Genomic DNA, 18826 nt, shown 5'->3' with positions numbered 1-18826 from the left:
AGTTGCGAGACTTCAACCTGACCGGAGCACCCGATGACCGAGGACAGATTACCGCTTGCCGAGCTTCTGGCAAAAGCCGGAGACGGCGATTTCCTGAGGACGATAGCCGAGAGCGTGATGCAGCTTCTCATGGAGGCCGACGTGGAGGGCATGATCGGCGCCGGGCGCCATGAACGCACCCTGGAACGGGCGACCTATCGCAACGGCTACCGGGACCGCTCGTTCGATACCCGGCTTGGCTCCTTGCAGCTTCGCATCCCCAAGCTTCGACAAGGCAGCTACTTTCCGCCGTTCCTGGAACCGAGAAAGCTCTCGGAGAAGGCGCTTGTCGCGGTCATCCAGGAGGCCTGGATCAGCGGCGTGTCCACGCGTCGCGTCGACGATCTGGTGCAGGCCATGGGACTGTCGGGGATCGGCAAGAGCACGGTGTCGAAGCTGTGCAAAGATATCGACGACCGCGTCGGCGGCTTTCTCGATCGCCCGCTCACCGGCGACTGGCCCTATCTCTGGCTCGACGCGACCTACCTGAAGCAGCGCGAAGGCGGCCGTATCGTCTCGGTGGCGGCAATAATCGCTGTCGCCGTCAACACCGACGGCAAGCGCGAGATCGTCGGCCTTCACATCGGGCCCTCGGAAGCGGAGACCTTCTGGTCGACCTTCCTCAAGAGCCTCGTGCGCCGCGGCCTTTCCGGCGTGAAGCTCGTGATATCGGATGCCCATGAAGGGCTGAAGGCCGCCATCCGCCGGGTGTTCAGCGCCTCCTGGCAGCGCTGCCGCGTCCACTGGATGCGCAACGCCCTGTCCTATGTCCCGAAGGCGCAGCAAAGCATGGCGGCTGCGGCCCTGCGCCAGGCCTTCATCCAACCCGATCGCGCCGGCGCGGCCCAGGCGCTGCGCCACGTCGCCGACCAGCTCCGGGGAAAGTGTCCCAAGCTCGGCAGCTTCATCGACGACAGCGAGACCGACGTGCTGGCGCATCTGGACTTTCCCGGTCAGCATCGGACCCGGATCCATTCGACCAATTCCCTGGAGCGCCTGAACAAGGAGGTGAAGCGGCGCGCCGATGTCGTCGGCATCTTCCCGAACGAGGGCTCCATCATCCGCCTCATCGGCGCCGTCCTCCTCGAGGCCAACGACGAATGGCAGACGCAAAACCGCTACATGCAGACCGAACCCATGGCCGAACTCATGTCCAACAGCACCAAGCCCGAAACCGTACGTATTTCCACCGCAGCCGCCTGAAACCGAGCCGCTTCAGTTATACCGCCGAGCGGATGACCTGACTCTGGCGTGATTTGCTTGGTATTCGCGGCGGAGATTCCCTTGTTCTGGACGGGATGAGGGAGAGGTTATGGCTCTGGAGATCAGCGACAGATATTCGGCAGGTGAGCTTCGGGCAATGGCCCGGCGGGAAAGGAACGGCCGTGTGGCGAGCCGGATGCTGGCGCTCGCCAACGCGTTGGACGGGATGAGCCGAGCGGATGCGGCGCGGGCCGCCGGCATGGATCGCCAGACGCTGCGCGACTGGGTGGTTCGCTATGGGGCCGACGGCGTGGCCGGACTGCAAGATCGGCCCAAGGGCCATCCTGCGCCGCGGCTGACGGAGGGCGAGTTGGCGGCGCTGTCGAACGTCATCTTCCGCGGCCCCGATCCCGAGAAGGACGGCATCTCGACCTGGACCCTGTCGGAACTGTGCCGCTGGATCGGGTCGCACCTCGGCAAGAGCCTGCACCCTGCCAGCCTGTCGCGTATCCTTCGACAAAATGACTTCTCGCGACAGAAGACGCGGCCAAGCCATCCCGCCAAAGATCCCAAAGCGCAGGAGCGCTTCAAAAAAAGGGGCTCCGCGAGGCCCTAAGCGCTGCTCGCCAGGCCCATCGCGACAAACGGATCGAGCTGTGGTTCCAAGATGAAGCCCGTGTCGGCCAGAAGGGCCGGCTCTGCCATCGCTGGTGGACACGTGGCCAACGTCCGCCGGGGCGGTGCGACCAGCGCTTCGACTGGACCTACATCTTCGGCGCCGTCGCGCCGGCGACGGGACAGTCCTTCGCGCTCGTGCTGCCCTTCGCTGACAAGGAGATGATGAACCTCTATCTGGCCGAGTTCGCCAAGACCATTGCGGCCGACGTCCATGTCGTCATGGTCCTCGACGGCGCCGGCTGGCATGGCAAGGCGGCACTGAACGTGCCGGACAACATCACCCTGGTCCCCTTGCCCGCCTACAGCCCCGAACTCAACCCGGTCGAACGCCTCTGGCTTTATCTCAAAGAGACTTGCCTCTCGCTGCGCGTCTTTCCCGACAAGGCCGCCATCATCGACGCCTGCTGCCAGGCATGGAACCGCGCCACCGAGAACTTCGAGCGCATCATCTCGCTCTGCAATTATCCATGGATCAAAGCGGTCAGTTCATAAGCTCGACGGTATTACACCCCAATTTCCACCACGTTGACGGACACGACCGCGGCCGTCACCAAGGTCCTGACGGCGACATGGCAAAGATGCCGCGTGGGGCTGTTGAAGAAGTTAGCTTTTGAAGCATCGCAGGAAACGAAGATCCGGCCTGTCCGACTGGAGCTCGGCGGCGCCTTGAAAGAGATCGGCGGAATGGGGAAGCCAGATTGCGTTTGGTAAGAGGCGCCCCCCGTTGGAAGAGCCAGAGGACAAGGACGGTCTCGGTCAGATCGGTGCGAGCCGCTTCAGATTGATGGCCGCGGCCGTCAGGTAGGCCTGGATTCTCATGTTCGCGAGCCCACGCCGAACTGCCCGGGCCAGCCCGTGCCAGGTCTTTGCCTCGCCGTGGAATCCTTCCGAACGCCAGCGATGGCGCTGGTACAGACGCTTGTCTTCCTCACCCCACTGTTCGCGGCGGCGCCGGGCGCGTAGCAGAGCTGGATAATCGTGCACGATGACGACGGCCTTGGTAACACGGGACGGAGAAAGACAGATCGTGGCGAGATCGCACCCGGCGCAGTCAACAGCCTTGGACGCGAAGAACCGTCCATGCGGGATCTTTGTCCGATTGGGTTGGAGGATCTGGCCGCGTGGGCACTTCACGTGATCATGCCGGGCATCATAGCGAAACTGGCGAAGCGGCACCTTGCTCCGGACCGGTTCTGCTTTGGTCGGGATCACGGCTGTGATGCCGCGCCGTTCGAGGCCGCCGAACACTTTGGCATAGGCATACCCGGCATCGGCCGTTGCCACCTTGATCGTCGCACCGGTCGTTTCTGTCACGGCGTCGAGACGGTTCAGGATCTCCTGCCCCTCGTTGACCTCGCCGGTCGTGATCTCGACGTCGAGGATAACGCCGAAGACATCATCGACGACCCCATGCTGCTTGTAGGCCGGCTCCAGTCGCCGATTGCGTCCATGGTTGCCATGCTGGCATCTGCATCGGTCACACAGACCTTCTTGTATCGACCAGACTTGCGGGATGTCTTGGCGGTGTCCTCGGCAACCTGGGAGGCTTCGCTCGCGTCGCCGTTCTCGGCTCGAATGGCATCGACGTGGCGGACCGCCAGGCTCTCCCAACTGACGTCCGCCCGGATCAGGGAGGCATCGACGTGAACGACCTCGCCCTTGGCGATCCCGGCCGAGACGCAGGCGGTGACCGTGCGCTTGAAGATCTGGCGGAACCGCTCGGCACTCCAGCGCTGGCGGATGCGGGTCAGCGAGGAATGATCGGGCAACGCCTCGTGCAGGCCGAAGCCGATGAACCAGCGGATCGCCAGATTGACCTGAGCTTCGTGCAGCAGACGTCGATCATGGACGATTCCCAGAAGGAAGCCTGCCAGCATCAGGCGCACAGCGACTTCAGGGTCGATCCCCGGCCGTCCGGAACCGGGCGAGTAGCAGTCCGAGACGGCTTCGCGCAGCCAGGAAAGATCCAGGACGCGATCGACGCGGACGAGGATGTGGTCGTCTGGAAGGAGGTCACGTAGCGACCCGCACATGTAGAGTTCGAGTTGATCACGCTCCTTCCGACCCAGCATCGCTGCCTCCGGCAAACCATCGACAGGGCCAGTGAATCAGGGGACACTGACTTCTTCAACAGCCCCACGCGGCAGCGCTGCCAGGAGGCGCTGAACACCCGGCGGATGGCGGCCTTCAGCCCTTCATGGGCATCCGATATCACGAGCTTCACGCCGGAAAGGCCGCGGCGCACGAGGCTCTTGAGGAAGGTCGACCAGAAGGTCTCCGCTTCCGAGGGCCCGATGTGAAGGCCGACGATCTCGCGCTTGCCGTCGGTGTTGACGGCGACAGCGATTATTGCCGCCACCGAGACGATACGGCCGCCTTCGCGCTGCTTCAGGTAGGTCGCGTCGAGCCAGAGATAGGGCCAGTCGCCGGTGAGCGGGCGATCGAGAAAGCCGCCGACGCGGTCGTCGATATCTTTGCACAGCTTCGACACCGTGCTCTTGCCGATCCCCGACAGTCCCATGGCCTGCACCAGATCGTCGACGCGACGCGTGGACACGCCGCTGATCCAGGCCTCCTGGATGACCGCGACAAGCGCCTTCTCCGAGAGCTTTCTCGGTTCCAGGAACGGCGGAAAGTAGCTGCCTTGTCGAAGCTTGGGGATGCGAAGCTGCAAGGAGCCAAGCCGGGTATCGAACGAGCGGTCCCGGTAGCCGTTGCGATAGGTCGCCCGTTCCAGGGTGCGTTCATGGCGCCCGGCGCCGATCATGCCCTCCACGTCGGCCTCCATGAGAAGCTGCATCACGCTCTCGGCTATCGTCCTCAGGAAATCGCCGTCTCCGGCTTTTGCCAGAAGCTCGGCAAGCGGTAATCTGTCCTCGGTCATCGGGTGCTCCGGTCAGGTTGAAGTCTCGCAACTCCACCTTAGCCGGCCAATCCGGTGGCCACCTCCGTCACACCATCTGAGATCCGAGTTTCCACCACCAGCGCGGACACTACCGCATCATTTGCATCTGGGTCCCGCGCGGGCAGTTCTTGCGGCGCATTATCTTCCGTAGCAAGAAGAAGATAAGTTGCCCAGTGGTTGTGGCTCGGCGGCCTAATTGAGAAAAATGCGTCATGGATGGAGAGTTGAAGCATTCCCAATGCTCGAGAACTCATCGTTGGTCCTCCTTGAGGAACACGGATAGAATGAGTTAACCTATTGAATTCCAGCCCACAACGATTCCAATAAAGAATCGGATCACTGTCCATCTGCTCGTCTGCTCGTCTGCTCGTCTTCTGAATGAACTGGTAAGAAATCAACAATATCCATTGGACTTCTCCTAGTAGGGAACAGAGCCGTTTCACAGCAGTTCACAACTTAGATCATTACTACCTTCTGAAAAAATACAAGAGGATATGTCAAGAATATGCGCATTGACGCCTTTTGCCGCCGGATTATCGATCCCTCTAATATTTCACCCACCGCTCCAAATGCTCGTACGGCTTGACCGATGTCACGGATACGGGCCGGATTGGGTTGTCCGTTTCCCGGCGAAAATAGCGCTGGCGAAGGCAGAAACGGTCACCCCCGTGTCTGCGTCCGAAAAGGGCGCATACAATCTTCGGGCTCCATCCGCCCGACCGAGTCCTGCGTCGAACGCTCGGTCGGGCTGTATTGGCGTCCAGAGCAGGCCTAGAAGAACAGGAAATCGTCCGCGGTCAGGTTGGCCAGAGAGAAGCCTTTGATCGCCAGTTTGTCGCCGTCTCCGGCGTCGATCAAGACGTCGGCCCCGACCTGCAGGGCCGAGGCACTGACTGCGGCAAAGTCGGCGAAGATCGAGACGCCTATCTGGATCAAATCGATGCCGTTCTGAAAGTCGAACAATTGATCGACGGCGAAGCCGGCACTGACATACTGGAAGACATCGGCACCGCCTTCACCGTAGAGGTAGTCGTTACCCCCCATGCCGCGCAGAGTGTCATTTCCGTCGCCACCGCGGAGCGAGTCGCCCTCCGCCCCGCCCCACAGAACATCGTTGCCGCCAAACCCGAAGATGGAGTCTGCGCCGGCTCCCCCGTCGACATTGTCGCCGTAGTTGGCGGTGCCGGGATCGTCTCCGTAGATGAAGTCATTTCCTTCGTTACCGGACAGGCTATCATTGCCGATGCCGCCGTTTATAAGGTCTCCTTCGGTGCCAGCCTGGACGACGTCGTTGCCAGCCTGTCCCAGCAGCGTGTCGGCTCCGGCCCCTCCGAAGATGCTGTCGGCGTCGGCGCCACCATAGATCCTGTCAGCGCCGCCGAACCCGTAGAGAGCGTCGGAACCGGCGCCGCCGTCGATGTTGTCGCCGTAGTCAGCGGTTCCGGAATCATCGCCGTAGACGAGATCGTTCCCATCGCCGGCGGAGACTGTATCGTTGCCGACGCCACCGTTGAGAAGGTCCCGATCGCTGCCGCCGTAGATGAAGTCGTTGCCGATGCCCCCCACGATCGTGTCGGTTCCCCCAAGACCATAGAGCGAATCCCCACCAACGCCGCCGGTGAGAGAGTTGTTCGCGGCATTTCCGGTCAGCACGTCGTTTCCACCGCCGCCTATCGCATTTTCGATGACGACGTTGCGAGCGATGGCGATATTGGCGATGTGGCCACCCGTGCTCGAATAGTTGCCAGCCGTCAGGTCGATCCGCTGGTTTTGGTTTGACCCGGATGCGTTGATGGTGTCGATACCGCCACCGTCCCAGATCGCGAAGATCGGAACGTCGCTGCCATAGGCGGCAAAGTCGAAGACTGCGCGATCTGCCGTCGATCCCCACCCATAGACCGTGTTTCCGCTGCGCGTCGTCATATCCGCGCCGTAGATTGCCTGCACCGCAGAGATATCGTCGATCATAGGCGTCGAAGAGTAGTAGTCGCCGTAATCGGTACTCCAGCCAGTGCCGACATTGTAGCCACCAAAATACGACATCACTGAATACTGTCGGGTGTCGTTGCTGTACTCCGCGCTCGTGTCGTAACTGAAAGAGCCCTGGGAGGCATCGTATGCGCCGGGATGCGACAGACCAAGGCTATGGCCGATTTCGTGGATATAGGTCTTGAGCCCGTATCCGCCAAAATACATGTCGCCGTCGGTGTTGTGTGACGTCCAACCGGAATTCAACCAGATCTCGCTTCGCGCCATCACGTAGCGATCGGCGTTATAAATATTTTCTCCAACATCCTGAGCGTTCAGGATTTTTGCATATGTGCCGCTGTTTATGGTGTTGGTTGCATATTCAAACTGTATCTGGTTCGAAGCGGCAGAGGTCGCAGGATTCAGCGAGACGGCGATCAGGTCGTCCCAAAGCTCGAAGCTCAAAACCGCCCGCGACTGCATCAGGCTTGTCATGGGCGTTACGTAACTATTTTCGCCCGAGCTGCTCGAATAGGGCGTGCCACCGACGTAGTAGTCGATCGAGGATACGGACCCCCAATCGAATGTGGCCTGGGTTCCGTCAATCCAATTGGTACGAAGCTGCCGGATCGTGTCGTTTACGCTGATCATAGGCGGCGCGCTGAGAACGGGTCCGGCCCCGTCTAGCCACGGTGAAAGTCCTTTCAGGATGCTTGCTGGGTCAGCCGCATGCATGCTCATCGATGCTTGCCTTTTCGCTCGCTGTGGTTGCCCGACGCATTGATCCGAAGGTCAACCAGTCGGTTCCATTTGTTGTGGATGGTGAAACCTGTCGTATGGGTCGGCCGTAATCGATGAGCATACCTAAAGCTCAAGCATTACGCGATATTCGGCCAGCTCGCTGAATAAGGAGTTAACTATTCACCGCCGGAGCATAGTTGATGCCGCCGGAGCATAGTTGATGCCTCCGTCGCGACACAAGGTAGGCAATCTTACGTATCGACAGATTTAGCTCTTTTAGTTGCAGAATTGCCTCATGCGTCACTGCATCATGCTAAACACTAGGTAAAACTGGGACTTTTGAAATCGTCGGATATCGGCATCAGAGGTGGCTCGGCAAATCTGCACAGCGGGCTGAGTGGATTGTCTGCCTGAAGACGGCCAGGATGGCCGCGACCAGGAGAGACGATGACCAAGAGACCGAGGCGGAACCACAGCCCTACCTTCAAAGCAAAGGTGGCGCTGGCAGCAGTGCGCGGCGAGAAGACGCTGGCCGAATTGGCGCAGCAGTTCGACGTGCATCCCAATCAGATCACGCAGTGGCGCTCTCAGCTTCTGGAGGGCGCCGCCGGAGTTTTCGGATCAGAAACGACCGCAATCGCCGCCGCCCCAGTCATCGACGTGAAGACGCTGCATGCCAAGATCGGGGAGCTGACATTGGCCAACGATTTTTTGGAAGGCGCGCTCGACAAGGCCGGACTGTTGCCGAGCGCAAGACGATGATCGACCGCTCCCATCCTCTGCCGGTTGCCGGGCAGGCACGCGAACTCGGCATCAGCCGGGGAAGCGTCTACTACCTGCCACGCGCTGTCTCTGCCGCCGATCTCGCACTCATGCGACGGATAGACGAACTGCATTTGGAATATCCCTTCGCCGGCAGCCGCATGCTTCGCGACCTCTTGACTTTGGAGGGCATTGTTGTCGGCCGCCTGCGTGTCGCAACGCTGATGAAGCGGATGGCGATTGAGGCGATCTACCGTCGGCCGAACACGTCAAAGCCGGCGCCGGGCCACAAGATCTATCCCTATCTCCTGCGCAAGCTGCCGGTGATGCGGCCGAACCAGGTCTGGGCGATGGACATTACCTACATCCCGATGGCCCGCGGCTTCGTCTATCTCGCCGCCGTCGTCGACTGGTTCAGCCGGCGGGTGCTGAGCTGGCGGCTTTCGATCTCGATGCAGGCGGACTTCTGCATCGAGGCGGTGGAGGAGGCCTTGGCCCGTTTTGGGAAACCCGAAATCTTCAACACGGATCAGGGCTCGCAGTTCACCAGCATCGACTTCACGAAGGTCCTGTTGGACAGGGAGATCAAGATCAGCATGGACGGCAAGGGCGCCTGGCGCGACAACGTCTTCGTCGAGCGGCTCTGGAAATCAGTGAAATACGAGGAGGTCTATCTCCGGGCCTATGAGACGGTCAGCCATGCCCGGGCCTCGCTCGCCCGATACCTCGACTTCTACAACGGCGGACGCCCGCACTCGAGCTTGGGCCGGAAGACCCCGGACCACGCCTACTTCAACCAGCCGCTTCTCGCAGCGGCATAAACCCGGCAGACGATCCACTTATCAGGCCGCCGAGCCTGTTCAGACAAACCGAGCCACCTCTATCCGCGTACAAGAACCGGCGTACAAACATGGACGATATCTCCTGCACGGAGAGGAGATGGCCATGCCATGTTCGAGCGCTGGATCCGCCTGGCCGCCTAATTGCTGACCACAGGCAGAAGCGGCCGGGTTAATCCGAGCCACCGCCAAGAATGTTAACCTATCCCCCGCACGCTGGGCCCTAGTCGCTGACGAAATTATGCGGCCGCGCCCCGCGCAGCTTGATTGCGCGGGCGGCGGCCGCCGATGCGTGGGCGTCAGGCCTCTTCGGCAGATTTCTCAATAGAAGATGAAATCATCCGCGGTGAGATTGGCGAGCGAGAAGTTCTTTAGTGCGATCCTGTCGCCGGAACCCGCATCGATCAGGACGTCGCCCCCGATCTGCTGCGAGGAGGCCATGACGGCAGCGTAGTTGGCGAAGATCGATTGCGACATCTGGATCTTGTCGACGCCGTTCTGGAAGTCGAAAATCTGGTCGGTGTCGAAATCGCGGGCCGTGTACTGAAACGCGTCGGCGCCGCCCTCGCCATAGAGATAGTCATTGCCGCCTTCGCCGCGCAGCGTATCGCCGCCATCGCCGCCCCGCAGCGAGTCCCCGTCCGCTCCGCCCCAGATCGTATCGTTGCCGCCGAAGCCGAAAATCGAGTCGGCGCCGGCGTTGCCGTTCAGGGTGTCGCCAAAGTTGGCGCTGCCGGCGTCGTCGCCGTAGATGAAATCGTTGCCGTCATTCCCCGAGATCGTATCGTTGTTCGCCCCGCCGTTAATCAGGTCTCCCTCGGTTCCTCCATAGATGACGTCGTTGCCCTCGTTGCCGGAGATGGTGTCGGCGCCCTGTCCGCCCGCCAACGCGTCGCCACCGGCCCGCCCGAAAATCGTGTCGCCGCCAGCGCCGCCGTCAATCACGTTGTTGCCGCTATTGCCGCTGATGGTGTTGGAAAGGCCGTTGCCAATGGTATTGAGGTTGCCGGTACCACTCATGATTAGATTTTCGACTTGGGGCACCATGTTGTATGTCAGGTTGATGTACATGGTGTCGGTGCCGCCATTGGCCGCCTCGATGATCTGGTCACCAGCGCTGTCGACCGCATAGACATCATTGCCGGCGCCGCCCGACATCAAGTCGCTGCCGCCCGCGCCGTTAATGTAGTTGTTGCCTGAGTTGCCGTAGATATGGTTGTTGAGCGCGTTGCCATTGGTACCGATATCGGCGGTACCCTGCATGACGATCGATTCGACATTGGCGGTGAGATCGAAACTGACCGATGCGTAGACGACATCACTACCCTCATTGGCAAATTCGATGACATCGTCGCCAATATTGTCGACGGAATAGCTGTCGTTGCCGGTACCGCCGCGCATCAGGTCGCCGCCCGTGCCACCGTCCATCAGGTCGCTGCCAGCGAGGCCGTCGAGAATGTCCGCCCCACCCCTTCCTCTCATGATGTCGTCGCTATTGGTGCCCGTCAGCGTGTCGTTTCCGCCACCGATTTCGAAGACCGAGACGCCGTCGTCGTAGAGGCCGGTGGCAACGAGGAAGGACGAGCCGCCCACTTCGGCGAACGTCACATTGGCGGCCCCATAGAGTTCGGTCGCGGCGCTGTCGAACAAGGTCGCGACGGATGTGAGCGCGCCGCTGGCTGAGATCAGGAAGTACCCGATGGCGCTGTCGTTCTGGCCGACGACGGCGAGGAAGCTCTGACCGCCGAACTGGAACGTCTGGAGGCCGGACGCGCCGTCGAGACCGAGTGCCCCGGTATCGTCGATGTTGAACACATTCGACAACTGTCCGCTGGAATTGACGGAGAAGACACTGATCCCGTCGTCGTGGGCGCCGGACGCAAATAGGTAGGTCGTCCCCTGGACGACCGCAGTCGCGAGACCGTGGGCTCCACTGAGTTGAAGCGTCGCACTGTCCGAGACGCTGTCGGCGTAGGTCAGCTGCCCGTTGGCATCCAGTGAGAAACTGGTGACGCCATCATCGTAGTACCCGGCGGCGAACACAAAAGTATTGCCGCCGACGACAGCCGTCGCAGTGGAATAGGCTCCGTACAACTCGTTGAGGCTGCTGCTGGAATCATCGACGGAGTCCGTCGGCGTAATCGACCCGTTCGAGTTGATGCGAAACGTGCTGATGCCGTAGTCATCAAATCCCGTTGCAACGAGATACGAGTTGCCGCCGACCGTCGCGATGGACATTCGCCCCTCGGTTCCAGAGATTTCAAGCGTCGCGTCGTCGAAAACACTCTGCTTGAGCGAGAGCGTTCCGTCACTGCCCACCTGAAATACGCTGATGCCAGAATCCTCCGCGCCGCTGACGTAAAGATAGGATGTTCCATTGATGGAGACGGACGCAAAATTTGCGGCCCCATCCAGTGCCGTCGAATTGGTGTCCCCGATCGTCTGGACGAAGGTCAATTGACCCGCAGCGCCGAGTTCGAAAACCGAGACCCCGCTGTCGTAGTAGCCTGCGGTGTAAACGAAGGTCCGTGCCCCGACAGTGACCGAATGCACGCCGAGGGCGTAATTCAGCGCAAGCGACTGCGTGTCCGTGACATTGAACACGTTGCCAAAGCTCGTTCCGGTAATTGTTGCCATCTGCCCTCCCGCCAGCGTCGTCACCGACTCCTGTTGTCCATTGAACTCTTCAGCGATCATAGGTAGAAGACGCCGGCTCCCGCAAGATGGCAGCGCTTGCATTCGTCCAAATATTTTGGCGCCCATGTGTTTCCCTATCGTCAGCGTGCGACGTTTGCGTGACGCGGACACTCTGCCGAAGCGCCACAGGTGATCGATGACGACGACCCGACGTGCGGGTACACGGGCTTTTTTGCTTGACGCCGGTTCGCCGGTGGAACACTCACCATCTTCGGGCAGGGCCCTTTTCGCATACTCAAGAGGCGGTTTTGTATCTGCAAGACGGTATCGGCACCTGGGCTGAGAAGATCGAACAGACCGACTTCACCGGCCGCCCCGCTCTGTTCCTGGACCGAGACGGCGTCGTGGTGGAGGAGGTCGATTTTCTGCATCGCGCCGAGGATATCCAACTGACCCCGGGAATTGCGCCGGCCATTGCCCAAGCCAATGCGCTCGGCGTCGCCGTGGTAATTGTCACAAACCAATCGGGCATCGCGCGCGGCCGTTTCGGCTGGGCAGAGTTTCAAAGCGTCCAGGATGCGCTGATCGCAAGACTGACCGATGCCGGCGCCCATGTCGCTGCGGTCTTTGCCTGCGGCTATCACGGCATCGGAAAGGGCACGCTGGGGATCGCCGACCACCCTTGGCGCAAGCCAGCGCCGGGAATGCTGGTGGCAGCGGCTGAAATGCTGCACGTCGATCTCCCCTCTTCCTGGATCATCGGTGACCGTGTCAGCGATCTGGAGGCCGGTTTCCGGGCGGGGTTGCCGGGCGGCACGCTGGTGGTGAGTGGATACGGCCGAGGACAGACGGATCTCTTCGAGCAAGCGCGGCAGAAATGGCTCGGCCGTTACACCGGACTGCTCCAGGAAACGGCAGCGCAGGCGATTACGGATCGTCTCGACGGCTTGCGCGATGAACGGTAGGGCGATGCCACGCGTGGCGGCTCCGTCGGCAGACAACGCCTTGGTCACTCCCATGATGCTGTCGGTCGTGCTGCCGAACTTCAACCACGCGCAGTTCCTGCCGTTCGCGCTCGATGCCCTCCTCGCCCAGCAGCGCCCTGCCGACGAGATCATCATCGTCGACGACGCTTCCACCGACGAAAGCTTGGAAATTCTCGGGCGCTACGCGCAGAACTCCCGCGGCCGAATTCGAATTCTCAGCAACTGCACCAATCTGGGAGCCCTTGGCGCCCTGCAGCGCGGGCTGGATGCAGCCCTTGGCCGATACGTCTATTTCGCCGCCGCCGACGACTACGTCCTGCCCGGCTTCTTCACCCTGGCACTCTCGCGCCTCGAAGAGCACCCGAGCGCAGGGCTGTTCTGCGGCGACGCGATTCTCCTGGATGGCGAGGATGGTCGTGTACTCGGTCACCGTCCTGCGGTCCGGCCGCTGCGCCAAGGCGGGGCGATGGGGCCAGGCGATGTGGCCGACCGGCTTCGCACGGCGGATAACTTCATCCTGACCGGCAGCGCCATCATCCGCCGTGATGCCATTGTTTCCCGCGGCGGGTTCGACCTGCGCGCCGGATCCTTCGCGGACGGTGTCCTGGCGCGCAAGATCGCCCTCGGCGAAGGCATGGTCTACGAGCCCCGTCCGATGGCAGCCTGGAACGTCTTTCGCGAGGGCTATTCCCGCACCACTGCCCTCGACCCGGCCATGGCCGAGCAAGCGCTGCATGATCTGCCGCAACTCCTGTCCGAGGATCCCGAAATTCCCGCCTGGTATCCCGCTTTCTTTCAGCGACGCTGGCGGTTCGCGGCGGCGCGGGTGGCGATCGAGGAGTCGTCCGATCCAGGCGACCTCCTCCGGCAACTGGTCGGTGCAAGCGCAATCGACCGCGTGGTGATCGCAGCGTACTGCTGCGCACCTCGGATGCCACCGGCGCAATGGCTGATGCTCGCTTGGCTGCAGCTGCGGCTTCGACCTTATCGCCTCGTCGACCTCGTGCTGACGGCGCTGGAGCGCCGTCAGCAGCGGAAACACAAGCCTTTCGTCCGGCAGGATAAGCCCACGGAGCCAGGGAAATCAGGATCATGACGGAGCCTCTTTCGCCGCGCCTGAGGGCGCTCGAGTCGGAAGCCATGTTCATATTGCGCGAGGTCGCCGCCGAATTCCGCAAGCCGGTGATGCTCTATTCCGTTGGCAAAGACTCAAGTGTCCTCCTGCATCTTGCGCTCAAGGCCTTCTACCCGGCCAAGCTGCCTTTTCCGCTTCTGCACGTCGACACCACGTGGAAGTTCCGGGAGATGATCAGTTTCCGTGACGAGGCGGTGCGCCGGGCGGGCGTCGAGCTTCGTGTCCACGTCAACCAACGCGGCATCGAGGAGGGGATTTCGCCGATCGCCTCGGGTTCTAATATCCACACCCAGGTGATGAAGACGGAGGCACTGCGCCAGGCCCTCGATGCAGGCGGCTACGATGCCGCCTTCGGTGGCGCCCGCCGCGACGAGGAAAAGAGCCGCGCCAAGGAGCGGGTTCTCTCCCACCGCTCGGCCGGCCACGGCTGGGACCCGCGCAATCAGCGCCCAGAACTCTGGCGCCTCTACAATACCCGCATCGCCGAGGGTGAATCCGTTCGGGCCTTTCCTCTCTCGAACTGGACCGAGCTCGACGTCTGGCACTACATCCGGGCAGAAGGCATCCCGGTCGTGCCACTGTATTTCGCAAGGGAACGGCCGGTCCTGCATCGCGACGGCGCGCTCATCGTCCGCGACGACGAACGCCTGCCCCTTCGGCCGGGAGAGACGCCCGAGCTCCTGAGCGTGCGTTTCCGCACGCTCGGCTGCTATCCCCTGACGGGTGCCATGCCTTCCACGGCGGCGACGCTCGACGATATCATCGACGAGATGCAGTCGTCGCGGCGGTCGGAGCGCGAAGGTCGGCTGATCGACAGTGACGGGGGAGACTCGATGGAAAAGAAGAAACGCGAGGGCTACTTCTGATGCCAGGTGACCGCACGCCCGAGTTGCCGACGCTTCACCTTCTGACCTGCGGTTCCGTCGATGACGGCAAGTCGACTCTGATCGGCCGCCTGTTGTTCGAGCAGCACTCCATCCTGGACGACCAGCTTCAGGCGCTGCGGGATCTGTCACGCAAGCAGGGCGCGGCCGACGTTGATTTCGCGTTGCTTGTCGACGGACTCGAGGCCGAAATGGAGCAGGGCATCACGATCGATGTCGCTTACCGCCACTTCGCCACGCCAGGACGAAGCTTCCTCGTCGCGGACACGCCGGGACACGAGCAGTATACCCGCAACATGGCGACGGCGGCCTCCAATTGCGATCTCGCCATCCTCCTCGTCAACGCGAAGAAGGGTCTCCTGACCCAGACCCGTCGACACGCCTATATCGCCTCACTCCTCGGAGTCCGGCACTTTGTGCTGGCCGTCAACAAGATTGATCTCGTCGACTATCGCGAGGCTGAGTTTCGCGAGATCAGCGATGCGTTCAAGGCCTATGCCGATATTCTGGGACTGGACTCCTTCACCGCCATCCCCCTTTCGGCCAGCCTCGGCGACAATGTCTCCACCCCCTCGGAGAAGCTCGCCTGGTACCGCGGGCCGACGCTAATCGAGCATCTGGAACAGGTCGCGGTCGACAATCCCCGCCTCGCCCGTCCCCTGCGCTTGCCGATCCAGCTGGTGACGCGTGTGGACGCCGATCAGCGCTTCTATGCCGGCACGATCGAGACGGGCGTGCTCGCAGCGGGTCAGGAAGTTGTCGTCGCCTGCTCGGGGCGCAGGACGACGATTGCCCGGATCGTCAGTTCCGACGGCGACAAGACCAGTGCTGAGGCTGGTGACGCGGTGATGATCGCGCTCGCTGACAATGTCGATCTTGCACGTGGCGATTTGCTGGTTGCCCCCCGGGATCGTCCTGTCGTCGCCGACCAGTTCGCCGCCCATGTCGTCTGGATGAGCGACATCCGCCTGTTGCCGGGCCGTTCGTATCTGATGAAGATCGGCACGCGGACGTTGCCGGTGACAGTCTCCGAGCTCAAGCACCGGGTGGAGATCGACGGTCTTACCCACATCGCCGCGAAAACGCTTGGCCTCAACGAAATCGGCTACTGCAATCTTTCGGTCTCCATGCAGATCGCGTTCGACGCGTTTTGCGACAATCCGGGCACCGGCAGCTTCGTCCTCATCGATCGCCGCACCAATGCGACATTGGGCGCCGGCATCATCGACTTCGCGCTCCGGCGTGCGACAAACGTCCACCATCAGGAACTCACCGTCACCAAGACGGCGCGCGCCGCGCTGAAGCATCAGAGGCCGGCGGTCATCTGGTTCACCGGACTGTCCGGCGCGGGAAAATCGACGATCGCCAACATCGTGGAAATCAAGCTGCACTCCCGCGGGCTGCACACCACCTTGCTCGATGGCGACAATGTCCGGCATGGTCTCAATAAGAACCTCGGCTTCACCGACGTCGACCGGATCGAAAACATCCGGCGTGTCGGCGAGGTCGCCAAGCTGATGGTGGATGCCGGATTGATCGTGCTGTGCTCCTTCATCTCGCCGTTCCAGGCGGAAAGAGACATTGTCCGCTCGCTGGTCGACAGCTCCGAGTTTCTCGAGGTCTTCGTCGACGCGCCACTGGAAACCTGCATCGCGCGCGATCCCAAGGGGCTCTACAAACGCGCGCTGGCGGGAGAACTTCGAAACTTCACCGGCATTGACCAGGCCTACGAGCGTCCGTCGAACCCGGAAATCGCGCTGATGGCCGGCGGATCGACGCCCGATCGCCTGGCCGACGAGGTTATCAGGACTCTTGAGGAGCGCGGAATCGTGTCGGCCTGGTAAGCCGTGCGGCGCTGTTCGGACTTCTCCTCACACCCCGCCGCAAAGACGGCCGAAGACCGTCTCCCCTGTCCTCGCGACAGGTGAGACTGCTATCCGTGCTTACGCGAACACCACCGTCTTGTGGCCGTTCAGCATGACGCGGCTCTCCACATGCAGCTTCACCGCCCGGGCCAGCACCCGGCTCTCGATGTCGCGACCGGCGGCGACGAGGTCGTCGGCGGTCATGGCATGGGTGACGCGCTCGGTCTCCTGCTCGATGATCGGCCCCTCGTCGAGGTCGGGCGTGACGTAGTGCGCCGTCGCGCCGATCAGCTTTACGCCGCGCTCATGCGCCTGGTGGTAGGGTTTGGCGCCCTTGAAGCTCGGCAGGAAGGAGTGGTGGATGTTGATCACCTTGCCGAACAGCCGCTTCGAGAGCTGGTCCGACAGGACCTGCATGTAGCGGGCGAGGACGACGAGGTCGGCGCCGGTGTCGCGCACTATGCCGAGGAGCTTTTCCTCCTGCTCGGCCTTGGTCTCCTTGCCGACCGGCAGGTGGTGGAAGGCGATCCCCTCGATCTCGGCGATGCGCCGCGATGTCTCGTGGTTGGAGACGATCGCGACGACCTCGGCATCCATCCAGCCGACGTGGATCTGGTAGAGGAGATGGCGCAAGGCGTGGTCGAACTTCGAGACCATCACCACGATCTTCGGCCGGACCGAGGCGTCGACGACACGGGTCTTCACGTCGAAGCGCGAGATCACCGGCTCGATCGCCTTCTCCACTCCCTCGCGCGTCACGGTCACCGGCGCGGTGAAGGCGATCCGCATGAAGAACCGCCCGGTCCCGCGGTCCCAGAACTGGCTGGACTCGGCGATGTTGGCGCCGAGCTCGGCCAGTTCCGTCGTCACCGCGGCGACGATGCCGGGCCGGTCGACGCAGGAGAGGGTCAGGACGTAGGTGGCGGTGACGGCTTCGGCCATGCGGTGCTCCAGAACGGGATGAGCGGACGCGCGCGAAGACGACGGCTTCGCCGCGGCGAGAGACTTCTCCTACCCGCAAGAATGCCCGGCGGCGACACTGTTCCCGACCGTTTGCGTCGAACACGCGACAGCGGGAGATGACGGTTGTGGAAAGGTTGCCTGAATTCATCAATTTTCGTTATCGGCGCCATTCCCCCGTCAAATGTCGGGTTGCTTCGGCAACGCTGCTATGAAACTGATCATGATGAGGAGATCGGCCTAGTCTGCCCTAACAGGCGGCATGTCGGTCGAGGGCACCGGCCGAACGGCACGCAAAGGCGGTTCATGGAATATTTTCTGCAGCAACTGATCAACGGCCTGACGCTCGGGTCGATCTACGGCCTGATCGCCATCGGCTATACCATGGTCTACGGCATCATCGGCATGATCAACTTCGCCCATGGCGAGGTGTTCATGGTCGGATCCTTTGTCGCGCTGACGACCATTCTGGCGCTGGCGATGATCGGCGTGACCTTCTTTCCCATCGTGCTCATCATCATGCTGGTCGTGGCCATGGCCTTCACGGCGCTGTGGGGCTGGACGATCGAGCGCATCGCCTACCGGCCGCTGCGCGGCTCCTTCCGCCTGGCGCCGCTGATCACCGCCATCGGCATGTCGATCTTCGTCCAGAACTTCGTCCAGGTGACGCAGGGCGCGCGCGCCAAGCCGCTGGCCCCGCAGCTCTCGGGCAACATCGTGCTCTACGTGGGCGACGGCAATATCGACGTCCAGATCTCCTACATGCAGATCCTGATCATGGTGACGACCGTCGTCCTGATGACGATCTTCACCCTGGTCATCGCCAAGACGTCGCTCGGTCGCCAGCAGCGCGCCTGCGAGCAGGACGCCAAGATGGCCTCGCTCCTCGGCGTCAACGTCGACCGGACGATCTCGCTGACCTTCGTCCTCGGCGCCAGCCTCGCGGCCGTCGCCGGCACCATGTATCTTCTCTATTACGGCGTCATCGACTTCTACATCGGCTTCCTCGCCGGCGTGAAAGCCTTCACGGCGGCGGTTCTGGGCGGCATCGGCTCGCTGCCCGGCGCGATGCTGGGCGGCCTCCTGATCGGCCTGATCGAGACCTTTTTCGGCGGCTATTTCGCCGCGGAGTACAAGGACGTCGCGGCCTTCTCGATCCTGGCCATCGTCCTGATCTTCATGCCCTCCGGCCTGCTCGGCCGTCCGGAAGTGGAGAAGGTGTGA

Annotated in this window: 13 protein-coding genes and 3 pseudogenes; 10 read left to right on the top strand and 6 right to left on the bottom strand. The window is 61.9% G+C overall.

Going from position 1 to position 18826, the window contains the following annotated elements:
• Positions 1 to 33 precede the first annotated feature (33 nt).
• From Sa4125_RS07335 to Sa4125_RS07320, 4 genes and pseudogenes are all read left to right on the top strand, one after another.
• Entirely contained in the window at positions 34 to 1242 is a 1209-nt protein-coding gene (locus tag Sa4125_RS07335) for an IS256 family transposase (protein ID WP_223998612.1), read from the top strand.
• 109 nt (positions 1243 to 1351) lie between these two features.
• Complete coding sequence (locus Sa4125_RS07330; RefSeq protein ID WP_345944321.1) at positions 1352 to 1858, top strand: winged helix-turn-helix domain-containing protein; 507 nt, start codon at positions 1352 to 1354, stop codon at positions 1856 to 1858.
• A 29-nt stretch (positions 1859 to 1887) separates the two neighbouring features.
• Positions 1888 to 2412 (top strand): annotated as a pseudogene (locus Sa4125_RS07325) (IS630 family transposase); the annotation flags it as partial.
• A 33-nt stretch (positions 2413 to 2445) separates the two neighbouring features.
• Positions 2446 to 2631, top strand: a complete 186-nt coding sequence (locus Sa4125_RS07320) for a hypothetical protein (RefSeq protein WP_224005401.1) — start codon at positions 2446 to 2448, stop codon at positions 2629 to 2631.
• Positions 2632 to 2685: 54 nt separating this feature from the next.
• On the opposite strand, the pseudogene Sa4125_RS07315 reads toward Sa4125_RS07320, so the two are convergent.
• From Sa4125_RS07315 to Sa4125_RS07300, 4 genes and pseudogenes are all read right to left on the bottom strand, one after another.
• Positions 2686 to 3992, bottom strand: a pseudogene (locus Sa4125_RS07315) (IS1182 family transposase); the annotation flags it as partial.
• A gap of 53 nt (positions 3993 to 4045) precedes the next feature.
• A pseudogene (locus Sa4125_RS07310) lies at positions 4046 to 4804 on the bottom strand (IS256 family transposase); the annotation flags it as partial.
• 38 nt (positions 4805 to 4842) lie between these two features.
• Positions 4843 to 5172, bottom strand: a complete 330-nt coding sequence (locus tag Sa4125_RS07305; RefSeq protein ID WP_224007631.1) for a hypothetical protein — start codon at positions 5170 to 5172, stop codon at positions 4843 to 4845.
• A 424-nt stretch (positions 5173 to 5596) separates the two neighbouring features.
• Positions 5597 to 7534 (bottom strand): M10 family metallopeptidase C-terminal domain-containing protein, encoded by a 1938-nt coding sequence (locus Sa4125_RS07300; RefSeq protein ID WP_224005398.1) that lies wholly within the window; start codon positions 7532 to 7534, stop codon positions 5597 to 5599.
• A 447-nt stretch (positions 7535 to 7981) separates the two neighbouring features.
• Here Sa4125_RS07300 and Sa4125_RS07295 point away from each other — a divergent pair.
• A protein-coding gene (locus Sa4125_RS07295; protein ID WP_224001182.1) for an IS3 family transposase occupies positions 7982 to 9117 on the top strand; the annotation gives its coding sequence in 2 pieces (ribosomal slippage) (positions 7982 to 8249 and positions 8249 to 9117; 1137 coding nt in all).
• Positions 9118 to 9456: 339 nt separating this feature from the next.
• Here Sa4125_RS07295 and Sa4125_RS07290 read toward each other — a convergent pair.
• Positions 9457 to 11832, bottom strand: coding sequence for a calcium-binding protein (locus Sa4125_RS07290; protein ID WP_224005395.1), 2376 nt, complete (start codon positions 11830 to 11832; stop codon positions 9457 to 9459).
• A gap of 248 nt (positions 11833 to 12080) precedes the next feature.
• Here Sa4125_RS07290 and Sa4125_RS07285 point away from each other — a divergent pair, with 248 nt between their 5' ends.
• From Sa4125_RS07285 to cysC, 4 genes are read left to right on the top strand one after another with little or no spacing between them, the layout of a single operon-like run.
• Positions 12081 to 12737: an HAD-IIIA family hydrolase gene (locus Sa4125_RS07285; RefSeq protein WP_224005392.1), complete on the top strand. Its 657-nt coding sequence runs from the start codon at positions 12081 to 12083 to the stop codon at positions 12735 to 12737.
• 52 nt (positions 12738 to 12789) lie between these two features.
• Complete coding sequence (locus tag Sa4125_RS07280) at positions 12790 to 13854, top strand: glycosyltransferase family A protein (RefSeq protein ID WP_267461360.1); 1065 nt, start codon at positions 12790 to 12792, stop codon at positions 13852 to 13854.
• Positions 13851 to 14759: a sulfate adenylyltransferase subunit CysD gene (gene cysD / locus Sa4125_RS07275; protein WP_224005386.1), complete on the top strand. Its 909-nt coding sequence runs from the start codon at positions 13851 to 13853 to the stop codon at positions 14757 to 14759. Before Sa4125_RS07280 ends, cysD begins: the two co-directional genes overlap by 4 nt.
• Entirely contained in the window at positions 14759 to 16621 is a 1863-nt protein-coding gene (gene cysC / locus Sa4125_RS07270) for an adenylyl-sulfate kinase (RefSeq protein WP_224005383.1), read from the top strand. Before cysD ends, cysC begins: the two co-directional genes overlap by 1 nt.
• Positions 16622 to 16720: 99 nt before the next feature.
• Here the strand turns inward: cysC and purU are convergent, their stop codons facing one another.
• The gene (gene purU, locus Sa4125_RS07265) at positions 16721 to 17584 is read right to left on the bottom strand and encodes a formyltetrahydrofolate deformylase (protein ID WP_224005380.1); all 864 of its coding nucleotides are present in this window, start codon (positions 17582 to 17584) and stop codon (positions 16721 to 16723) included.
• Positions 17585 to 17908: 324 nt separating this feature from the next.
• Between purU and Sa4125_RS07260 the strand changes: the two genes are divergently transcribed.
• Positions 17909 to 18826: a branched-chain amino acid ABC transporter permease LivH gene (locus tag Sa4125_RS07260; RefSeq protein ID WP_224005377.1), complete on the top strand. Its 918-nt coding sequence runs from the start codon at positions 17909 to 17911 to the stop codon at positions 18824 to 18826.

The organism is Aureimonas sp. SA4125 (assembly GCF_019973775.1).
Classification (GTDB): Bacteria; Pseudomonadota; Alphaproteobacteria; order Rhizobiales; family Rhizobiaceae; genus Plantimonas.
The sequence above is the reverse complement of the archived record's forward strand: the minus strand, read 5'-3'. Positions and strand labels throughout refer to the sequence as shown.

Bases quoted from the DNA above. Each gene is read 5' to 3' on its own strand.
- Sa4125_RS07335 (WP_223998612.1), top strand. From the start codon at position 34: ATGACCGAGGACAGATTACCGCTTGCCGAGCTTCTGGCAAAAGCCGGA.
- Sa4125_RS07330 (WP_345944321.1), top strand. From the start codon at position 1,352: ATGGCTCTGGAGATCAGCGACAGATATTCGGCAGGTGAGCTTCGGGCA.
- Sa4125_RS07305 (WP_224007631.1), bottom strand. From the start codon at position 5,172: ATGGACAGTGATCCGATTCTTTATTGGAATCGTTGTGGGCTGGAATTC.
- Sa4125_RS07300 (WP_224005398.1), bottom strand. From the start codon at position 7,534: ATGAGCATGCATGCGGCTGACCCAGCAAGCATCCTGAAAGGACTTTCA.
- Sa4125_RS07290 (WP_224005395.1), bottom strand. From the start codon at position 11,832: ATGATCGCTGAAGAGTTCAATGGACAACAGGAGTCGGTGACGACGCTG.
- Sa4125_RS07280 (WP_267461360.1), top strand. From the start codon at position 12,790: ATGATGCTGTCGGTCGTGCTGCCGAACTTCAACCACGCGCAGTTCCTG.
- cysD (WP_224005386.1), top strand. From the start codon at position 13,851: ATGACGGAGCCTCTTTCGCCGCGCCTGAGGGCGCTCGAGTCGGAAGCC.
- cysC (WP_224005383.1), top strand. From the start codon at position 14,759: ATGCCAGGTGACCGCACGCCCGAGTTGCCGACGCTTCACCTTCTGACC.
- purU (WP_224005380.1), bottom strand. From the start codon at position 17,584: ATGGCCGAAGCCGTCACCGCCACCTACGTCCTGACCCTCTCCTGCGTC.
- Sa4125_RS07260 (WP_224005377.1), top strand. From the start codon at position 17,909: ATGGAATATTTTCTGCAGCAACTGATCAACGGCCTGACGCTCGGGTCG.